The 17,166-nt window shown below is 44.1% G+C and carries 15 protein-coding genes; 4 read left to right on the forward strand and 11 right to left on the reverse strand.

Translation table 11 applies throughout. The features are described 5' to 3' along the window. Positions 1 to 3: 3 nt before the first annotated feature. Genes GTK07_RS09345 through GTK07_RS09355 form a run of 3 tightly spaced genes read right to left on the reverse strand, consistent with a single transcriptional unit; the run spans position 4 to position 5,894 of the window. Complete coding sequence (locus GTK07_RS09345; protein WP_163634990.1) at positions 4 to 1,167, reverse strand: hypothetical protein; 1,164 nt, start codon at positions 1,165 to 1,167, stop codon at positions 4 to 6. Between the two features lie 18 nt (positions 1,168 to 1,185). Beyond that, positions 1,186 to 2,796: a SusD/RagB family nutrient-binding outer membrane lipoprotein gene (locus GTK07_RS09350; protein ID WP_163634991.1), complete on the reverse strand. Its 1,611-nt coding sequence runs from the start codon at positions 2,794 to 2,796 to the stop codon at positions 1,186 to 1,188. A gap of 20 nt (positions 2,797 to 2,816) precedes the next feature. Next, positions 2,817 to 5,894, reverse strand: coding sequence for a SusC/RagA family TonB-linked outer membrane protein (locus GTK07_RS09355; protein WP_163634992.1), 3,078 nt, complete (start codon positions 5,892 to 5,894; stop codon positions 2,817 to 2,819). Positions 5,895 to 6,235: 341 nt separating this feature from the next. Here GTK07_RS09355 and pdxR point away from each other — a divergent pair, with 341 nt between their 5' ends. After that, complete coding sequence (gene pdxR / locus GTK07_RS09360; RefSeq protein WP_163634993.1) at positions 6,236 to 7,744, forward strand: MocR-like pyridoxine biosynthesis transcription factor PdxR; 1,509 nt, start codon at positions 6,236 to 6,238, stop codon at positions 7,742 to 7,744. Here pdxR and GTK07_RS09365 read toward each other — a convergent pair. The 6 genes from GTK07_RS09365 to GTK07_RS09390 form a co-directional block, all read right to left on the reverse strand. Then, entirely contained in the window at positions 7,734 to 8,336 is a 603-nt protein-coding gene (locus GTK07_RS09365) for a hypothetical protein (RefSeq protein WP_163634994.1), read from the reverse strand. The two genes, pdxR and GTK07_RS09365, sit on opposite strands and share 11 nt — an antisense overlap. Positions 8,337 to 8,497: 161 nt before the next feature. Next, positions 8,498 to 8,773: an ATP-dependent Clp protease adaptor ClpS gene (locus tag GTK07_RS09370; protein ID WP_163634995.1), complete on the reverse strand. Its 276-nt coding sequence runs from the start codon at positions 8,771 to 8,773 to the stop codon at positions 8,498 to 8,500. Between the two features lie 22 nt (positions 8,774 to 8,795). Then, the gene (gene prmA, locus GTK07_RS09375; protein WP_163634996.1) at positions 8,796 to 9,629 is read right to left on the reverse strand and encodes a 50S ribosomal protein L11 methyltransferase; all 834 of its coding nucleotides are present in this window, start codon (positions 9,627 to 9,629) and stop codon (positions 8,796 to 8,798) included. An 8-nt stretch (positions 9,630 to 9,637) separates the two neighbouring features. Continuing rightward, positions 9,638 to 10,387 carry a triose-phosphate isomerase gene (tpiA, locus tag GTK07_RS09380; RefSeq protein ID WP_163634997.1) on the reverse strand — a complete coding sequence of 250 codons (750 nt, stop codon included), beginning with the start codon at positions 10,385 to 10,387 and terminating at the stop codon, positions 9,638 to 9,640. A gap of 20 nt (positions 10,388 to 10,407) precedes the next feature. Then, on the reverse strand, positions 10,408 to 11,502 hold the full coding sequence (locus GTK07_RS09385) for a BT_3928 family protein (RefSeq protein WP_163634998.1): 1,095 nt from the start codon (positions 11,500 to 11,502) through the stop codon (positions 10,408 to 10,410). Then, a complete protein-coding gene (locus GTK07_RS09390; RefSeq protein ID WP_163634999.1) occupies positions 11,499 to 12,041 on the reverse strand; it encodes a DUF1599 domain-containing protein in 543 nt (180 codons plus the stop codon). The genes GTK07_RS09385 and GTK07_RS09390 overlap by 4 nt, the downstream gene beginning before the upstream one ends. Before the next feature lie 94 nt (positions 12,042 to 12,135). Here GTK07_RS09390 and folP point away from each other — a divergent pair, with 94 nt between their 5' ends. Genes folP through GTK07_RS09405 form a run of 3 tightly spaced genes read left to right on the forward strand, consistent with a single transcriptional unit; the run spans position 12,136 to position 14,575 of the window. Next, positions 12,136 to 12,969 (forward strand): dihydropteroate synthase, encoded by an 834-nt coding sequence (gene folP, locus GTK07_RS09395; protein ID WP_163635000.1) that lies wholly within the window; start codon positions 12,136 to 12,138, stop codon positions 12,967 to 12,969. 44 nt (positions 12,970 to 13,013) lie between these two features. Continuing rightward, entirely contained in the window at positions 13,014 to 13,799 is a 786-nt protein-coding gene (cdaA, locus tag GTK07_RS09400; protein ID WP_163635001.1) for a diadenylate cyclase CdaA, read from the forward strand. Continuing rightward, a complete protein-coding gene (locus GTK07_RS09405) occupies positions 13,799 to 14,575 on the forward strand; it encodes a DUF3667 domain-containing protein (RefSeq protein ID WP_163635002.1) in 777 nt (258 codons plus the stop codon). The genes cdaA and GTK07_RS09405 overlap by 1 nt, the downstream gene beginning before the upstream one ends. On the opposite strand, the gene GTK07_RS09410 is transcribed toward GTK07_RS09405, so the two are convergent. Together GTK07_RS09410 and truA are read right to left on the reverse strand one after the other, a co-directional pair. Next, positions 14,576 to 16,348 (reverse strand): ABC transporter ATP-binding protein, encoded by a 1,773-nt coding sequence (locus GTK07_RS09410; RefSeq protein WP_163635003.1) that lies wholly within the window; start codon positions 16,346 to 16,348, stop codon positions 14,576 to 14,578. After that, complete coding sequence (gene truA, locus GTK07_RS09415; protein WP_163635004.1) at positions 16,335 to 17,087, reverse strand: tRNA pseudouridine(38-40) synthase TruA; 753 nt, start codon at positions 17,085 to 17,087, stop codon at positions 16,335 to 16,337. Before truA ends, GTK07_RS09410 begins: the two co-directional genes overlap by 14 nt. Positions 17,088 to 17,166 lie beyond the last annotated feature (79 nt).

Consider the following 17,166-nt stretch of genomic DNA (forward strand, 5'->3'; position numbering starts at 1 on the left):
GGGCTATTGCTCTTCTTGAGCTTCGTAGATAATAATGTTATCCAGATCGAAGGACTCAGCAGTGGCGCCAGATTGTATTTGGATGACCAGTTGATAGGACCGAATCCCTTTTTGGTAACCACTGTCAATTTTAAGCCACTGACCAGCTATGTTTTCCGTTTCGTTACTGAAAATACCGGCCAGTTCCAAAACGCCACTATCATCATCCGTGGTGATGTTGGCATAGGCATGTAGCCCATCCAATTCTTCCCAACCGGTAACCCCAAAATAGACTTCAAAAGACACCCCGGAATTTTCTTGCCCCTCAGGTACATAAACGGGATCAAAGGTGATGCGTATGGCCCCATCGGCATCCTCGGAATGGAAACCTTGTACCCCATCAGGATAGGCCTCATAATCTTCCAGTAGCGAAAACACGCCGATTCGTTCTTCAGAAAAACCTAAACTGTTATCACTTATATTGGTAATTGAGATGTATTCGGAATCAAATCCCAATTCATCATCCTTACCCGTTCCCTTTGCCACATAATCCACAAAAGGTGGGTTTTCACCATTGACAAGATCAATTGTTTCATCATTCCCACCATTGCGCACATAAACGGCATCTTCCAGACCCACAGGAACTTCTTCAAAGGATGTTCCCCTTATTTTCACCCCTTCAGGTTGAAAAAAGGTAAATGAAAATTCCATGGCATTGTAATGGCCAGGGAACTTCAATCTATCGGTTGTGTCACCACCTTGGTTGATATTGTTGGTATCATAATCCGGTGAACGGCCATCAAATATCCCTGTAGGCGTAGTAACCACCGCTACAAAGGTGATTTTGTCATTCAGGTCAATATCGTCAATGGTCAACCCAAATTCTGTCAAAATCTCAGGAATGGTGAACGAAATAGTGGCCGGAAAGGAACTGATATCCACCAAGGTTTCCGTTTCCAAATCCCCAAAAAAAGCTTTTAGGGTATAATTGGTGGCATTTGCATTGGGGTCGTACAATGTGCCGGTGAAAGATTCCGTGTCGAGTTTCAGAATATTGAAACTGAGGTCAGGCTCCTCGGTGAAGGCTACATATCCACCTTGAAAAGTGATATCCTGCAATGTATTATAATCATTTGTACAGCCCAAGGCCAATACCAAACCAATAATGATTTTCAAGTTCTTCTTCATGGTCAAAGCGTTTTCAGATCATTTAATGAAGCCTTCGGGGTTGGTGTCCCAAAAGACACGTTCCGTATTTTTCTTTTGTTTAATGAAAGGGTTCGTCTCCACCTCATCTGCCGAATAGGGAAAACTTCGCGGAAAGGTGGGGTTGTTGTCATCGATAGGCACTTCGATATTGGATGGAAATCCTGTCCGTCGGTAAAAATTATAAGCTTCAATGGAATTCCCAAAAGCTGCCAGATAATATTCGGTGATAATGATGTCCAATCTTTCCTCATCCGATGCTGCGTTGGCATAGTTGGTCAGTACTTCTTCCACATAGGCATCTACACTTTCTTCAGTTGCCAGAAAACCGGACTTTATACTCCCGAAACCCATTACCTTGTACATGGAAGCGCGAATGGCCTGCTCCAAAAGTTCGGCCGGATCGCCATTGGTCCCAAGGGTCAATGCGGATTCTGCGGACAAAAACTTCACAAAGGAGGTAGTGAGTAAAGGAAGGATACCTGTGCCATTTAAATTGGTGCTCTTTGATGCAGTAACAAATTGGTCCTCATCAAAGGCTCCGCCTGCAGGATAAAGACCATAGACGGTCCTTTCCTTATTGTCGCCATAACCGGTTCGGCTCTCCCCATGGTCCAATCCCCTGTAATATTCACCAAGGTAGCAGTACACTACATTGGGTTCGTCCATACAAGTGTTATAGGGTATGATCAGAGGGTCTTCCGCAGCCTGGCGGTACAGATAATATCGGATACGGGGGTCTTTTTGGCTTTTGGAGTCCTTCAACATGTACATAAAATAGTTGCCCATATACTGACCGAAATCGCTCACATACCCCCTTTGAAAATAGGGATGCCTGCTTTCGGGCTCCACCACGTTGGCATAGGTATACTGAAAATCCTCCTCTTCAGTATCGATCAAATTTCCCTCTAAAAGCTTATTGATTTCCGTAACCGGATTGGTAATTCCAATGGACGAGCTGTTCAACCGGGTCTGTACCAAAATTCTCAACTTTAAGGAATGGGCAAAGGCAATCCACTTATCCTTGTCGCTTTCATAAAACAGGTCTGTGGAAAATTGGAAAGTGGATGCTTCAATATCCAAAATAGCTTGGTCTATGTCCTCCAAAACACTTAGGTAAACATCTTCTCCATCGTCCAAGCGTGCATTGGGATATTCGGACGGATTTACGGCCTGGAAATAGGGAATCTTGCCTACGTAATCTACCATCGTAATGGTCATGTACCCGACCAGCAGCTTATTGATGGCATCATGGAGCAACAGTGTTTCGTCCCCTTCGGCCAGTTCAGAAATGGTCCTGGAATTGTTCAGTGCCTCATAATAGCCTTCCCATTCCTTGCTGGAACTGCCATCCAACACTTCCACAGAAACAATTGACGGGTAAGTATCGGTCATGGCCTCATAGCGCATCACATCGTCGGTATTCAAGATCATGTTACCCATAAAATGTTGGAATCGATACTGAATCTCGTTCAAGAGATATTCGGGATCGGCACTTTCCGGTGTCAAATAATTTGGATTCTCCTGCAAATCGAAGTTGGAAACCTCGCACCCAAAAAGTAAAAAGGAAGCGCAAGCTATTTTTCCAATTAGTTTTCCTGTTCTATGCATTTCTTAATCTTTTGATAGGGTTAAAATGTTACCGATACGCCAAAGGCAATCCTTTTGGTAGATGGCACTGTGCTATCGCCCTCCCAGCCATCGCTTTCCGGGTCGTAGTTCGCATACTTTGGGAAATTGGGCGCCCTATACCAAAGATTTCTTCCTGAAAGGGTAATATCTATTTTTCGGAAGGGCAACTTTTGACCTTTCATTGGTTTTAGGGTATAACCAAGGGAAACTTCCCTCAATCTGAAAATGGAGGTATCCCACATGCCAAGGTCGTTGGCATTGTAATAATTGGAATACCCTACCCTGCTGGCATTCAATTGAATGGTATTCGGGATTTGATCTCCGTTGGCATCGAGCAGGGGTTCGCCAGTGTCGTCATCTGCCAAATATCCGGGAATGATAAAGGTGCCCTCCCTATTCTCGGTCTCCTTGGCGGAACCTCTTTGCAGCATATTCACCACACTGCTGGAATAAATTTCCCCACCGTGGGTATACTCCATCTGGGCGGAAAGGGTAAAACCCTTGTATCCAAAGGTGTTGATGGTGGTAAGTTTCCAATCGGGGTTGGGATCCCCAATTACCTTGTTGTCCAATCCAACATCATCACTAGTGATGACCTCTCCCACTCTGGTTGAAGAACCATTGCCACTGATCAGCAAGTTACCGTTCTCATCACGAAGGGCATAATCACCCTTGATTGCACCAAAAGGTTGTCCTTCCACGGCGTACCGATCTTCAGTAATAAAGATATCGGCACCTGTTGGGGTGGTCTGTACAACCAAGGACTCATCGGCGGTAAAAATGTTCCTAAGGTTCCATCTAAAATTATGGCCTCTAAAAATATCCACTCCCAAGTCTACCTCAATACCTTCATTGTCAATCCTCCCCAAGTTGATGTATTGGTCGTCATAGCCAGAGGACGGTGTCAACCGGGACTCCACAATTTGGTCTTTGGATACCCGCATATAGGCGGATGCTTCCAAAGTGACCCGATTATGGAAAAGTTTGGCCTCCATCCCTACCTCCACTTCTTTGTGCAACTCTGGTTTTAAATTAAGGTTGGCATAACGAGTACTGTACCTATTGGTGACAGGATACACCCCATCCTCTGCCGCAAACCGTAATGGATCGATGACCAAGGTGCTCCGGGTCCTGTACGGTGGAGGATAACCTGAGGAAGTGGCATAGGCATACCTGAACTTCAAATAGTTGACGGTTTCACCTCCAAAATTGAACGCGGAGGTGGGAATAAAGGAGAACGAAGCTCCAGGATAGAACAAGGTTCGGTTGGCGACTTCCACGGTACTGCCCCAATCATTTCTTCCTGAAAAGGTAGCATAGAAATAGTTTTTGTAGGCAAATTGCAACTGCCCGAACGCCCCTGCCAAGTTTTCTTCCGAGGTGCCATAATCTGCCTCAGTGGTGGTATAGTTGGTCGGTCTTAAAAATCCATATACAATTTGCCCGTCCGAATTGGAAGAATTACCTGCATACCTAGTCAATTGGGAATTAATACCTAGTTGTGCCTCCAAATTGAGGTTTTTAATGACGTCTTGGTTAAAATTGAACATTAAGGTTTGGTTGACCACCACTTCCTTGCTATCCCCAATGTTCAAATAACCATATAGGTAGTCCCCATCATACCCACCTTTGTTGGAATAGTCAAAACCTGAATACGTTTCACTGTCAAAACCAACCCGATAGGTTACGTTCAACGGATTAGCCAATCGATAGTCGGCCGTGAAATTTCCGAAGACCCTTACCTTGTCATCATAATTGCCAGAATTATGCAAGATCCAAAGGGGATTGGTATCGTTCCGATAGTAGACCGACCCCCCGGTCAATGGATTTTGATACGGCAACTCGGTTAAATCGATCCATCGGGGCAAATGGTATACCACACTAAAGATATCCTCATCGTTCACTAAGTTCACTTTTCGGGTGGAATACCCCAAATTGGCCGATAGGTTGAGTTTCTCCATCAGTTGGACCTTTCCTCCCACCGAAAGGTTAAAGCGTTTCAGGTCGTTATTCGCTATGATACCCTGCTCATCAGTATACCCTGCGGATAGATTGAACCCTAATTTTTCCCTAGTGGTGGCCAAGGTCAAGGAATGGGTGGTACCAATGCCCAACCTGAAAATATTCCTGACATTGTTGGGTTTGGCCGCAATTTTTATGGTTTGGTCCGCATATTCTGGAAAGATATCGGCCATGGTTGCATATGGATGTGGCACTTCTCCTAAAGTGGAAAAGGCGGGACCAAAATTGGAAATGATCGTTTGGTTGAATTGGATGCCCTCCGTTCCGTTGGAATAGGTGTTCTGGAACTCGGGCAATTGCGATACGGTATTGGTATAAACGGTTGAGGAATAGGTAACGGTAGTACTGGCATCCCCAGTTTTGGCCGAGCCACTCTTGGTCTGAATTAAAATGACCCCGTTCCGTCCCTCACTACCATACAATACAGCGGCATTGAATCCTTTTAGAATACTGATGCTTTCGATATCGTTGGGGTCAATATCCCGCAACAATCCGTTGAAGGGAATATTGTTTACCACGATCAACGGTGCATTGGACCCGGTAAGGGAAACGGTACCCCTGATCCGGATGGTAGATGAGGAGCCCGTTTGCCCATCGGCTGGAGTTATGGAAACCCCTGCCACTTTTCCTTGAAGGGTTCGGGCCAAATCCGCTTCGGGCCTTTTTTCCACTTCTTCAGGCTGCACATTGGCGATAGCGTAGCCAAGCGCCTTCTTTGATTTTTTGATACCCTGTGCCGTGACCACCACTTCTTGAAGCGATTGGGTGCTTTCTTCAAGCATCACTTGTAAAACAGATTGCTGGCCTACAATGATCTCCTTGGTCTGGTACCCGATATAGCTAAAAACCAAAGTATCATACCCGTCTTGAAGGGTAATGGCAAAGTGGCCATCAAAATCGGTGGTGACCCCCACATTGGTTCCTTTGAGCAGCACTGTGGCACCAGGTAGCGGTCCATTGATATCCCCTACGGTTCCGGTTATTTGTTTTTGACCATACACCATCCCCATAAGAAAGAGCAGCATGGATAAACATAAGAATCGGGTTTTCAACATGATCAATTTCGTTTAAGTTGTTTTGGATACGATTTGCAGTATTGTGGACCAGTAGTAGCGGAGCCCCATCAATACTGACCATCAAGGGGTATGGAAGATCTATTTTTTCCAAAATGTTTTGAGTATATCGGTATGACAGAAGGGTTTTGGACAACTTTTCCTGTCCCGGACCAATTCATCAGAATTCGCTTACGGATAATTGGGACAAGAAAAGTTCGAAGTGTAAGATTTGGGATTCTCATAGTGAACTTTATGTTAAAAAAACTGAAAATTAAAGGATAAACATCTACCTTCAGCATACCAATCTTATCAGATTTAGCATACCAATTATGCATTTCAACATGAAAGGCCTTCTCATCAGAAATGGCTTTTCCTTGGATGCCAAACCCCAACCTCACCTATATTTAAGTCTCTACGACGCATTCAAGAGAGCCATTCTTAATCGGTTCTTGGAGCCGGATTCCAAGTTGCCGCCCTCTCGGGTATTGGCCAATGATTTGGGCATTTCCCGCAGTACGGTACTCAAGGCATTCGACCTATTGTTGGTAGAACGGTACATTACGGCGGTAAAGGGATCTGGATACTATGTGCTGTGCCCGAAGAACAAGAAACTGAGGCTCAAGATCCCATCGGTTGCAGCAAAAGGAAACTACCCCTCCTTGTCCAACAGAGGAAAGGCTTTTTCTGAAAATGCGCATTGGCCCGGAGAGGATTCCAACAAAGGAGTGGCCTTTAGGCCAGGACTTCCTCCGCTGGATATTTTTCCGGTGCAGCTTTGGAAAAAACTTATCGATGATTATTGGAGGTGCATCACGCCTTCTGAGTTGTCATACAGCAATACCATCGGACTGCAATGCCTTCGCAACAACTTGGCCAACTACCTGAGAATTTATCGGGATATCCAATGTGACCCGGAGCAGATCATCGTGACCACAGGCTCCTTGCATTCCCTATATCTGGTATCCAACATATTGCTGGAAACCCATGATGAGGTAGTGGTGGAAAACCCAACGTATCCCATGGCCCATGGCCTTTTCAAAAGTTTGGGGGCGCAGATCTGTGCCGGCCAAGTGGACGAGCAGGGGCTTAACTTAAATGGAATACCCTGTAAAAATCCCAAATTTGTCTATACCACCCCATCTTGCCAATACCCTACGGGAATTAAAATGAGTATGACCCGTAGAAAGGAACTGTTGAAATGGGCATCCGAAAAAGAAACTTTCATTATCGAAGATGACTATAACCACGAGTTCAGCAATTGGGAGAAACCTTTGGGCTCCCTTTTTGGGATGGATCAACAGGAAAGGACCATTTATTTGGGAACCTTCAATAAATTGATCCACCCTTCCATGCGATTGGGCTATATGATCGTTCCCTATTATTTATTGGATGCGGTTACCGCCCTTTACCGCCAATCAAGCAGATTTGTTTCCCGGGAGAACCAGAAGGCCATGAGCCTTTTTATTGAACGGGATTATCTGAACAAGCACCTACGGAACGTGATGGAGGTTTCCCTGGAACGAAAGGAAATCTTTGCGGAGCACTTCAACAAGGGTTTGGGGGACTATTTTCATTTGGATACCTCAAACCCTGGTTTACATGTGATAGCCCATATAAGAGGTCCAATAAGCGATGTGGCCTTGGAAAAGGAATTATTGGACCACAATATCCTGGCACACGCCTTGAGCAAATACTATGTGCAACCCACTAATGAGAATGGATTGGTGATGGGTTTTTGTTCCGTGAACCCAAAGCAGATCAAGGATACACTGGGGAAAATGGAAAAGGTCGTTTCAAGGGTGATTCCCATCGACCCAAAACAACAAGAAAATTGGAACATTATTTTGTAAGGGAATCCAGTGCGTGTTCTGCTTGTTCCAATTGTGTTTGTAATCGCCGATTTTCCTGGATGTATTGTTCTTGCAACTGTTGTATCTTGCGTTCAAACTCATCTACCGGGACATAATCGGGCTCCCATAAGGTTTCTTTGAAAATACTTCCCAAAGTGAAGAGAAAACTAATCGCAATGGCAGATATCAACACTATTAACAATGTTTTTTCCCTTTTTAGGCCAGGATTGCCCCGTTTGATGAGCTTCTTTTCATCCTTGGACAACTTTTTAGTGCTAGAAAGCTGATCTAAAAAAACATCCCATTTTTCTTCCTCCTTCACATAAATATCCATAAAGCCTCCTTCGTCCAAAAAATCCTGGGTAGTATTGGTGGATGCCAATAGGAACATCTCCATTCCATTACCGTTCATGACATCCAAGAGATCGGGGTCGTATTCTAGAATTTCACGCACCAATTTTTCTACAAACTGCAGATTGTAGTTTGGTCTTAGAAATTCATCGTAAAGGGTCTGTATTTCGAAATAGTCGGTGCGTTCCAAGGCGTATTCCAAAAAACGGTCTTTCAGTTCGGCCTTAAAAAACTCGCTCATAAAAGGTTATAGGAAGGTTTTGGTTGGTTTTAGTGATATTTCAATATTGCTTTTCGGACAAAGTCCGGCTGGTTTTTACAATGTTTCAAATGAATTCGTAAAAGAACTAGGCCAAAACATTCATGCACTATGTTTTCACAAATCTAAAAGGGTATGTCAGATCACACGATTTCAGCACTCAACCCTGCTTCCAACAATTGGGTACACTTGGGTTTAAGATAGGTATACTCCCCCGTCTTCACCGTACATTTTCCATTGTAGTGCACGATCAGCGAACATTGCTCCGCTTGTTCCGGGGTATGTTCACAAACATGAATAAGGGTTTCAATAACGTGGTCGAAGGTATTTACGTTATCATTAAAAAGTACGATCTCATTCTGGTTCACAGTCTCTTCATCAAGAAGGACATCTTCCAGTTCCTTTTCTCTAGTGCCCATTTTTCGTAGAGTTTATGTCTTTCTAATTTACATATTTTGCTGAAACCCAGTTATTCTTCTCTAACTTTTTTTCAAATTCCAAACCATGGGTGGCACATTTTAAAGAAATGGCATCCAAATCCTGTAAATAAAAGCCACTTAGAAATAAGGCCCCTCCTTCGTTGAGGCAATTGGCGTATACCGGGATGTCATCCAGTAAGATGTTCCGATTGATATTGGCCAAAATGATATCATATTTTCTACCCACCAACAACTCACTGGTACCTTGTTCCACTTGAATGGAGGCACAGTCGTTCCGCTCTATATTTTCCAGTGAATTGATGACACACCACTCGTCAATATCAATGGCCTCTACGGGAGTTGCTCCTTTCTTCATTGCCAAAATGGCCAACACTCCGGTTCCACAACCCATATCCAAGACGGATTTACCTTCAAATTTATGATCCAAAATATGTTGGAGCATCATGTGGGTAGTTTCATGGTGCCCGGTTCCAAAACTCATTTTGGGCTCGATCACAATATCATATTCCACATGGATCGGGTCGTGGAAAGGGGCACGAACCATACAGCGGCCCCCAACTTGTATCGGATGGAAATTTTTTTCCCATTCCGCGTTCCAGTTCTGTTGCTCGATCTCGGTATTGGTCCATGTAATTTCAAAATCAGGGTGCTGCATGGCAAACAGGTCATCCAACAGTCCTTCCTTCCATTCTTCTTTTAGGATATAGGCCAAAAGGCCCTCATCGGTTTCCACAAAACTTTCAAAACCGGCATCCCCCAATTCCGCGATCAAAATATCGGTCGCGGGTTGTAAAGGTTTGATCTTAAAATTGTATTCCAAGTAAACTATGGCCATATGCTTTGTTATATGGCCTCAATGATCGCCACAAAATCGGAAGCCACCAATGAGGCTCCCCCGATCAATCCACCATCCACATCGGGTTTGGAGAAGATTTCCGCAGCATTGTTCGGTTTTACACTACCTCCGTACAAAATGGAAACAGCATCCGCCACGGCTGCATTGTACGCATCGGCAATGGTTTTACGGATAAAGGCATGCATTTCCTGCGCCTGCTCCGGAGAAGCGGTTTCACCCGTTCCGATGGCCCAAACGGGCTCGTAGGCCAAAACAATACTTTTCCAAGCACTAGCATCCAAATCGAACAGGGCATTTTTCAATTGGCTTTCCACCACGGAAAAATGATTCCCGGATTTTCTATCCTCCAACTCTTCACCAAAGCAGAAAATGGTTTTCAGTCCTTTTTCCACAGCGGTCTTTACTTTTTTGGCCAACAGGGCATCGTCCTCACCAAAATAAGCCCTACGCTCACTGTGACCCAGAATAACGATGTCCACGCCCAAGCTAAGAAGCATATCGGCGGAAATTTCACCTGTATAGGCACCGTTGTCAGCAAAGTGCATGTTTTGGGCCGCTACTTGCATGGTTGAACTTTGTAGTGAATTGACGGCTGCCTGTAGGTTTACAAAGGTTGGTGCCACGATCACTTCGGCAGTGCTATCGGGCAACATGGCCGAAAGTTCTGACAGCAATGCTTCCGTTTCTTGAAGGTTCTTGTTCATCTTCCAGTTACCTGCCACTATTTTTGTTCTCATAATCTTGTCTTCTTTAGTATTTAAAAAGTAAGTTCTTCAATATCGTTATAATGTACCTTTTGTTTAATCGTCCCCCGGTTTAGGACCAAAATGGCCGGATTGGAGCGGACAATGGTCTTTAACGTTGTCTCGTCCGTAAAGTAAAAATCAAAGTCCAAACCGTATTTCGTCTTTATTGCATTTGCATTTTCATCACTGGATGCCGACATACCGATTACTTTATACCCCTTCTCCTTGGCTTTTTTGGCTGCTTTCGCTACTTCGGAAAAAGCATCGTAACGGCTTTTGGCCAAATCGTAAGCGATTACCATCACCAGTTTGTTCTCATCCAACAACTCTGCCGCATGATCCTGTCCCTCTTTTTCAATGGTGAAATCATGTATGGGCGGTTCGTATCCTTTTTGGATCTCCGTGGTTTCCACATCCACAAATTCCCCATCCACTGATGGGTAATCTCCGTTAGTCAGCACAATTTTATCCTCACCATTAACTTTAAATCTCCAGGCATACTCGTAAACAGGTTTTGGAGCACCTTCGGGTACCGACATTCCTTCCTGAATGTTCGCTCCAATTTTATATGGCCTGAAATCCACGGATGGCAAGTGGTTCAACACATGATTGGCGAACAGGGCACAGGCCACCAAAGCCACACCTCCAACGATCCAGTTGGTTTTTGGATTCAATAAGGGTGGAATATATTTTCTTCCGAAGAAAAGCACTAGGATCAATATCAAAAGAATGACATCCTTGGTGAAGGATTCCCAGGGCGTCAGCTTTACCGCATCGCCAAAACAACCACAATCGGTCACCTTGTTGAAATACGCCGAATAAAAGGTCAAAAACGTGAAGAAAACGATCATCAATAACAAGCTCCACACCGTAAACTTGGGTTTAAAACCAAGGAGCAATAAAACTCCCAAAATCACCTCAACAATGACCAATACCACTGAAATACCCAATGCCAATGGTGTTAAGAAGGGAAGATCCAACACGCCAGGGCTAAAATATTCCTCCAATTTGAACGAAAATCCCATGGGATCGTTCAATTTAATCAAACCACTGATGATAAAGAGTATCCCTACGATGACTCTTGAAATCCAAACTAGATATTTCATTTTTCTTCGCTTAAATGAATTAGGGCAAACACGGCATAATTGACCATATCTTGATAATTGGCATCCACGCCCTCGCTCACCAAGGTTGCGCCTTGGTTGTTTTCTATTTGCTTTACGCGCAACACTTTTTGCAGGATCAAATCAGTTAGGGAACTAACCCTCATATCGCGCCAGGCCTCACCATAATCGTGGTTCTTGTCTTCCATCAATTTTTTGGTAAGGGCAACTTCTTCGTCATACAGGGCAATGGCCTCATCCGCTGTAAGATCGGGTTGTTCCACAACTCCCTTCTTGATCTGGATCAAGGCCATGATAGCGTAATTGATGATTCCCATAAACTCGGACTGCTCCCCTTCATCCACTTTTCTCACTGCATTTTGTTGCAGGCTTCGGATGCGCTGCGCCTTGATGAAAATTTGGTCGGTCAGCGATGGAAGTCGCAATATGCGCCATGCGGTGCCATAATCTTGTGCTTTTTTCGAAAACAATTCCCGGCAGGTTTGGATCACCGTATCGTATTGTTGGGAAGTCTGCTGCATGTATTGTTGCTAATTTGCGTAAATTTCGTCCAATTGAATGTGCTTGGATGCACATTGCCAAAGATAATGAAACCCAACAAAGCAGGTATTTTTTATGACCATAAACTGCAAAGGTGATTTGATCGACCTTGCCACACCCAAGGTGATGGGGATTTTGAACCTTACCCCGGATTCTTTTTTTGATGGTGGTTCCTACAAGGGCGAAAGCGCCATTTTGAAAAGGGTGGAAAGCATGTTGAATGACGGGGCCACTTTTGTGGATATGGGTGCATACAGTTCCCGGCCTGGCGCCGAACATGTTCCGGAAGTGGAAGAACTGAAACGGATGATCCCCATTGTGAAACTTATCCTGAAACATTTTCCTGAGACCTTGATTTCCATAGACACCTTCCGAAGTAAGGTTGCCGAGGAAAGTATTGTCCACGGAGCGGCCATCATCAATGACATATCTGCAGGAAATTTAGACGAAAACATGTTCGCCACGATTGCCAAATTTCAAGTTCCATACATTATGATGCATATGAAGGGCACACCGCAATCCATGCAAAAGGAAGCCATTTACGAAGATTTGATCAAAGACTTGCGTTATTATTTTTCCGAAAAAATAGCGCAAACGACCCAACTCAAAATCAATGACGTTATCATAGATCCAGGGTTCGGTTTCGCCAAGACCACGGGACAGAACTACACTTTGTTGAACCACCTGGACTTGTTCCAAACCTTTGGGTTGCCCCTTTTGATCGGTTTGAGCAGAAAATCTATGATCTATAAAATATTGGGTTCCACACCACAAGAAGCCTTGAACGGCACCACGACCCTGCATACCATTGCCCTATTAAAAGGTGCCAATATCATCAGGGCCCATGATATAAAGGAAGCAGTAGAATGTGTTAAACTTGTGGAAGCATTGAAAGCAAATGCCCTCTGATTTTTTGTTCTCCTAATTTTGCTATTTTTACAAAAACACCGCGGTTGGATTTTCTAAATTTTCTCGAGTTCAAGATTACCGATATCATCGACATTGTCCTTGTGGCCGCTTTACTCTATTACATTTACAAGCTGGTCAAGGGCACCGTTGCCATCAATATTTTTATTGGGATCGTGATTGTTTGGGCCCTGTGGAAACTTACCGAACTGCTCCAGATGAAAATGATCAGCAGCATGGTGGGCGGTTTCATGAACATCGGGCTGATTGCCTTGATCATTGTTTTTCAGCAAGAAATACGCAAATTTCTGTTGATGATCGGTTCCACCAACTTTGCCACCAAGCGTAGTTTCCTCAAACATTTTAAGTTTTTAAAGCAGGAGGCCATTTCCACTACCACCGATGTGGATGCCATCATAACATCTTGTGAACGGATGGGGGCGACCAAAACAGGTGCTATCATTGTCATTGAACGAAACAATTCCCTCGATTTTATAAAATCCACCGGTGACGCCATGAACATTCAGGTAACACAACCCATTTTGGAGAGCATTTTTTTCAAGAACAGTCCCTTGCATGATGGGGCCATTGTGGTACAGGATAATTTTATCACGGCCACTAGGGTGATCTTACCCGTTTCCAATGATCGGAACATTCCCCTCCGATTCGGCCTGAGACACCGCGCCGCCGTGGGCATCACGGAAAAAACGGATGCCCTTTGTTTGGTGGTCAGTGAAGAAACCGGAGCCATATCCTATATCAAAAATGGGGAGTTTGTTCCTTTTAAAGGAACGGAAGACCTCGTCAGGCTTATCAAAAAAGATTTGGAGTAATGAGGTGCAAAAACTGTGAAGGAGCATTGAGGACAGATTATCTCTATTGCCCAAATTGCGGCGGAAAGGTCATTCAGAAACGAATCACAATCAAAAACCTTTGGCACGATATTTTAGATCGCTACTTCAATTTGGACAATACCTTTTTAAGGACATTTACCCATCTTTTTACCAAACCTGAAGTAGTTATTGAAGGCTACCTCCACGGTCAAAGGAAAAAATATCTGAACCCTATCAGTTATTTTGGAATAGCACTTACCCTATCTGGATTTATCGTTTTCCTGATGGCCAGATCATTGGGAGATATGGATTTTGATGTTTTTAATACAGGCGCCGAAACGGTATTTCAAAAAAAAATAATGGATTTTGTTTTGGATTATCAAGCCCTCCTTTTCATCTTTTACATTCCGGTAATGGCTGTTGCAGGTTGGTTGTGCTTTGATCAGAAAAAGTACAATTTTGCTGAAAGGACAATTATTTTCATGTATACCTTGGCACATTTCAGTCTATTTACGTTCATCCCGTCGATACTTACCTTAGCCTTTGCTCCAAGTATTTATTTTGGTTTTTCAATTATTGGATCACTATCCATGGTAGTTTATTCTGGTTACGTAGTTGCAAGAATATCATCTTCAACAGGAATGGCATTGGCCGCAAGAATTCTGTTGTTCTACTTTTTATTAGGAATTATGTATTTCTTGGTTTCCGCTATGATACCTGTAATCCTTTTAATTACAGGTCAAATTACCTTAGAGGACTTTGCTCCCAAAAAATAACTATGCCACCTCTTCCGCCAAGAATTGGGCTGTATATAGATCGTTGTAGTACCCGCCTTTTTTAAGGAGTTCCTTGTGTGTTCCCACCTCTATGATCTTGCCTTCATCCATAACAATGATCTTGTCCGCCTTTTTGATGGTGGCCAATCGGTGCGCAATGATGATGGAAGTCCTACCTTCGGTAATCTTATCAGTGGCCTGTTGGATCAATAGTTCGGAATAGGTGTCCACAGAGGAAGTAGCCTCATCCAAAATCAAAATACTGGGGTTGCTCACATACGCCCTCAGGAATGCAATCAACTGTCGCTGTCCGCTGGAAAGCATGGTGCCACGCTCCTTCACATTGTATTGATACCCCCCGGGCAGACTGGAAATGAACTCGTGCACTCCAATTTGCTTGGCCGCTGCCTCCACTTGTTCCGTGGTTATGGATTCATCACGGAGGGAAATGTTATGCGCAATGGTATCCGCAAAAAGGAACACATCCTGGAGCACAATGGCAATATGGGACCGCAACGAACGTAAGGTATACTCCTTGATATCGATGCCATCTACCAAAATATGCCCTGAATCGATTTCGTAAAAGCGGTTGAGCAAGTTAATGATAGTGGACTTTCCGGCTCCTGTGGCACCCACAATGGCCACGGTCTCCCCTGCTTTCACCTGGAAGGAAATTCCATGTAATACTTCTTCATCCTTCACATAGCTAAAACGTACGTCTTTGAATTCAATATCGCCCATCACATCTTTTTTCTCCAAACTACCTTCATCGGCAATGTGGCTATCCGTATCCAAAATTTTGAAAACACGGCCAGCCGCTACCATTCCCATTTGTAGGGTATTGAATTTATCCGCAATCTGTCGCAACGGACGGAACAAAAGATCCATCAGGAAAAAGAAGGCCACAATAGCTCCTTTGTTGTCCAAGCTTACGTTTTCAATATTCTGGACCACCCCAAAATACACCACCAGACCAATTCCGATGGAGTTGGAGATTTCCGCGACCGGAAAGAAGATGGAGTTGTACCAAACCGTTTTTAACCACGCATTCTGATGCTTTTCATTGATAGCCCTGAACTTTTCCTTTTCAATTTCCTCACGATTGAACAACTGTACGATCTTCATCCCTGCAATGCGTTCCTGCACAAAGGAATTGAGGTTGGCCACTTGGGAACGTACCTCTATGAAGGCTACTTTCATGGCTTGTTGAAAGAGTCGAGTGGCAATCAATATCACCGGAAGAATGGCAAATACGATCAAAGCCAATTTCCAATTGATGGCTAGCATTATAATGGCCGCCGAAATCATTTTGAGCACATCGGCCACGATCATAAAAAATCCTTGGCTGAAAATTTCCCCTATACGTTGCATATCGGCCACCGCACGGGTAACCAAAACCCCTATGGAGGAGTTGTCAAAATAGGTCATTTTAAAGCTGGTCATCTTTTCGAACAGGCGGATCCGAATATCACGGATCACCGACTCGCCCAAAAGGTTCGCATAATAATTGAACAGTAATTGGGTAATTACCTGGCCCAACAAGAAGATGAGCATCCACATGACAGCGGTGAGCAATTGCTGTCCATCCTTGTTTTCCAGGGAATCATTGATGATGTTTTTCACCAAAATTGGAATACCTATGGCAAATGCTGCTGACAAAATGGCCACAAGTGCCACCAACCAAAATATACCCCTGTAGGGTTTAGTGTGTGCAAAAATCCGTTTGAACAACCTAAAGTCGAACGCTTTACCTACATCATCAGTTTTGCTCATTAAATAGCTCTTTTGGATATAAAACCTTTGTCAAATATAAACCTTTTGCTGGGACGGAAACCCCTGCCTCACCCCTATCCTTACTTTCGATTACCGAATGGATGTCTTCCGGCTTCATCTTGCCCAACCCGACTTCCAATAAGGTCCCGACCACCGCACGGACCATGTTCCGCAAAAATCGATCGGCGGTGATGGTGAACACCCAAATATCCCCCCGATCTTCCCAAAATGCCTTCCGAACATCACAGGTATAGGATTTCACATCGGTATTCGATTTGGAAAAACTTTCAAAATCCTTGTGTTCCAATAATAACTGGGCCGCCGTGTTCATGGCCTCCATATCCAAAGGATATTTCACCAAATGGGCATGATCCAAGTAAAATGGGTTCTTTTCCCGAACTACCCAGTATTCATAAGCACGTTCATAGGCGTCAAACCTTGCATGGGCACTGGGAATCATTCTATAAATTTTTTGCACGGCGATATCTTCCGGTAGGAACGAATTCAGCCTAAAAGCCAATTCCTCAGGATCTTCAATACCGGAATGATCAAAATGGGCGAACATTTGTTTGGCATGTACCCCGGCATCCGTTCTTCCTGCACCGACCACTTCCAATTTTTCCCTCAACAAGGTAGAAAGGGCTTTTTCCAAAACAGCCTGCACGGTAATGGCATTGGGCTGTACCTGCCACCCATGGTATGCTTTACCGAAATAGGAAAATTGGATGAAATATCTCAAAGGAATCCCTTACTTTTAAGTCGATAAAGATAATCCAATCCCTTCCAACATTTTTCCAGCCCTGTTTTTTTAGCATATT

The organism is Flagellimonas sediminis (genome assembly GCF_010500845.1).
Taxonomy (GTDB): Bacteria; Bacteroidota; Bacteroidia; order Flavobacteriales; family Flavobacteriaceae; genus Flagellimonas; species Flagellimonas sediminis.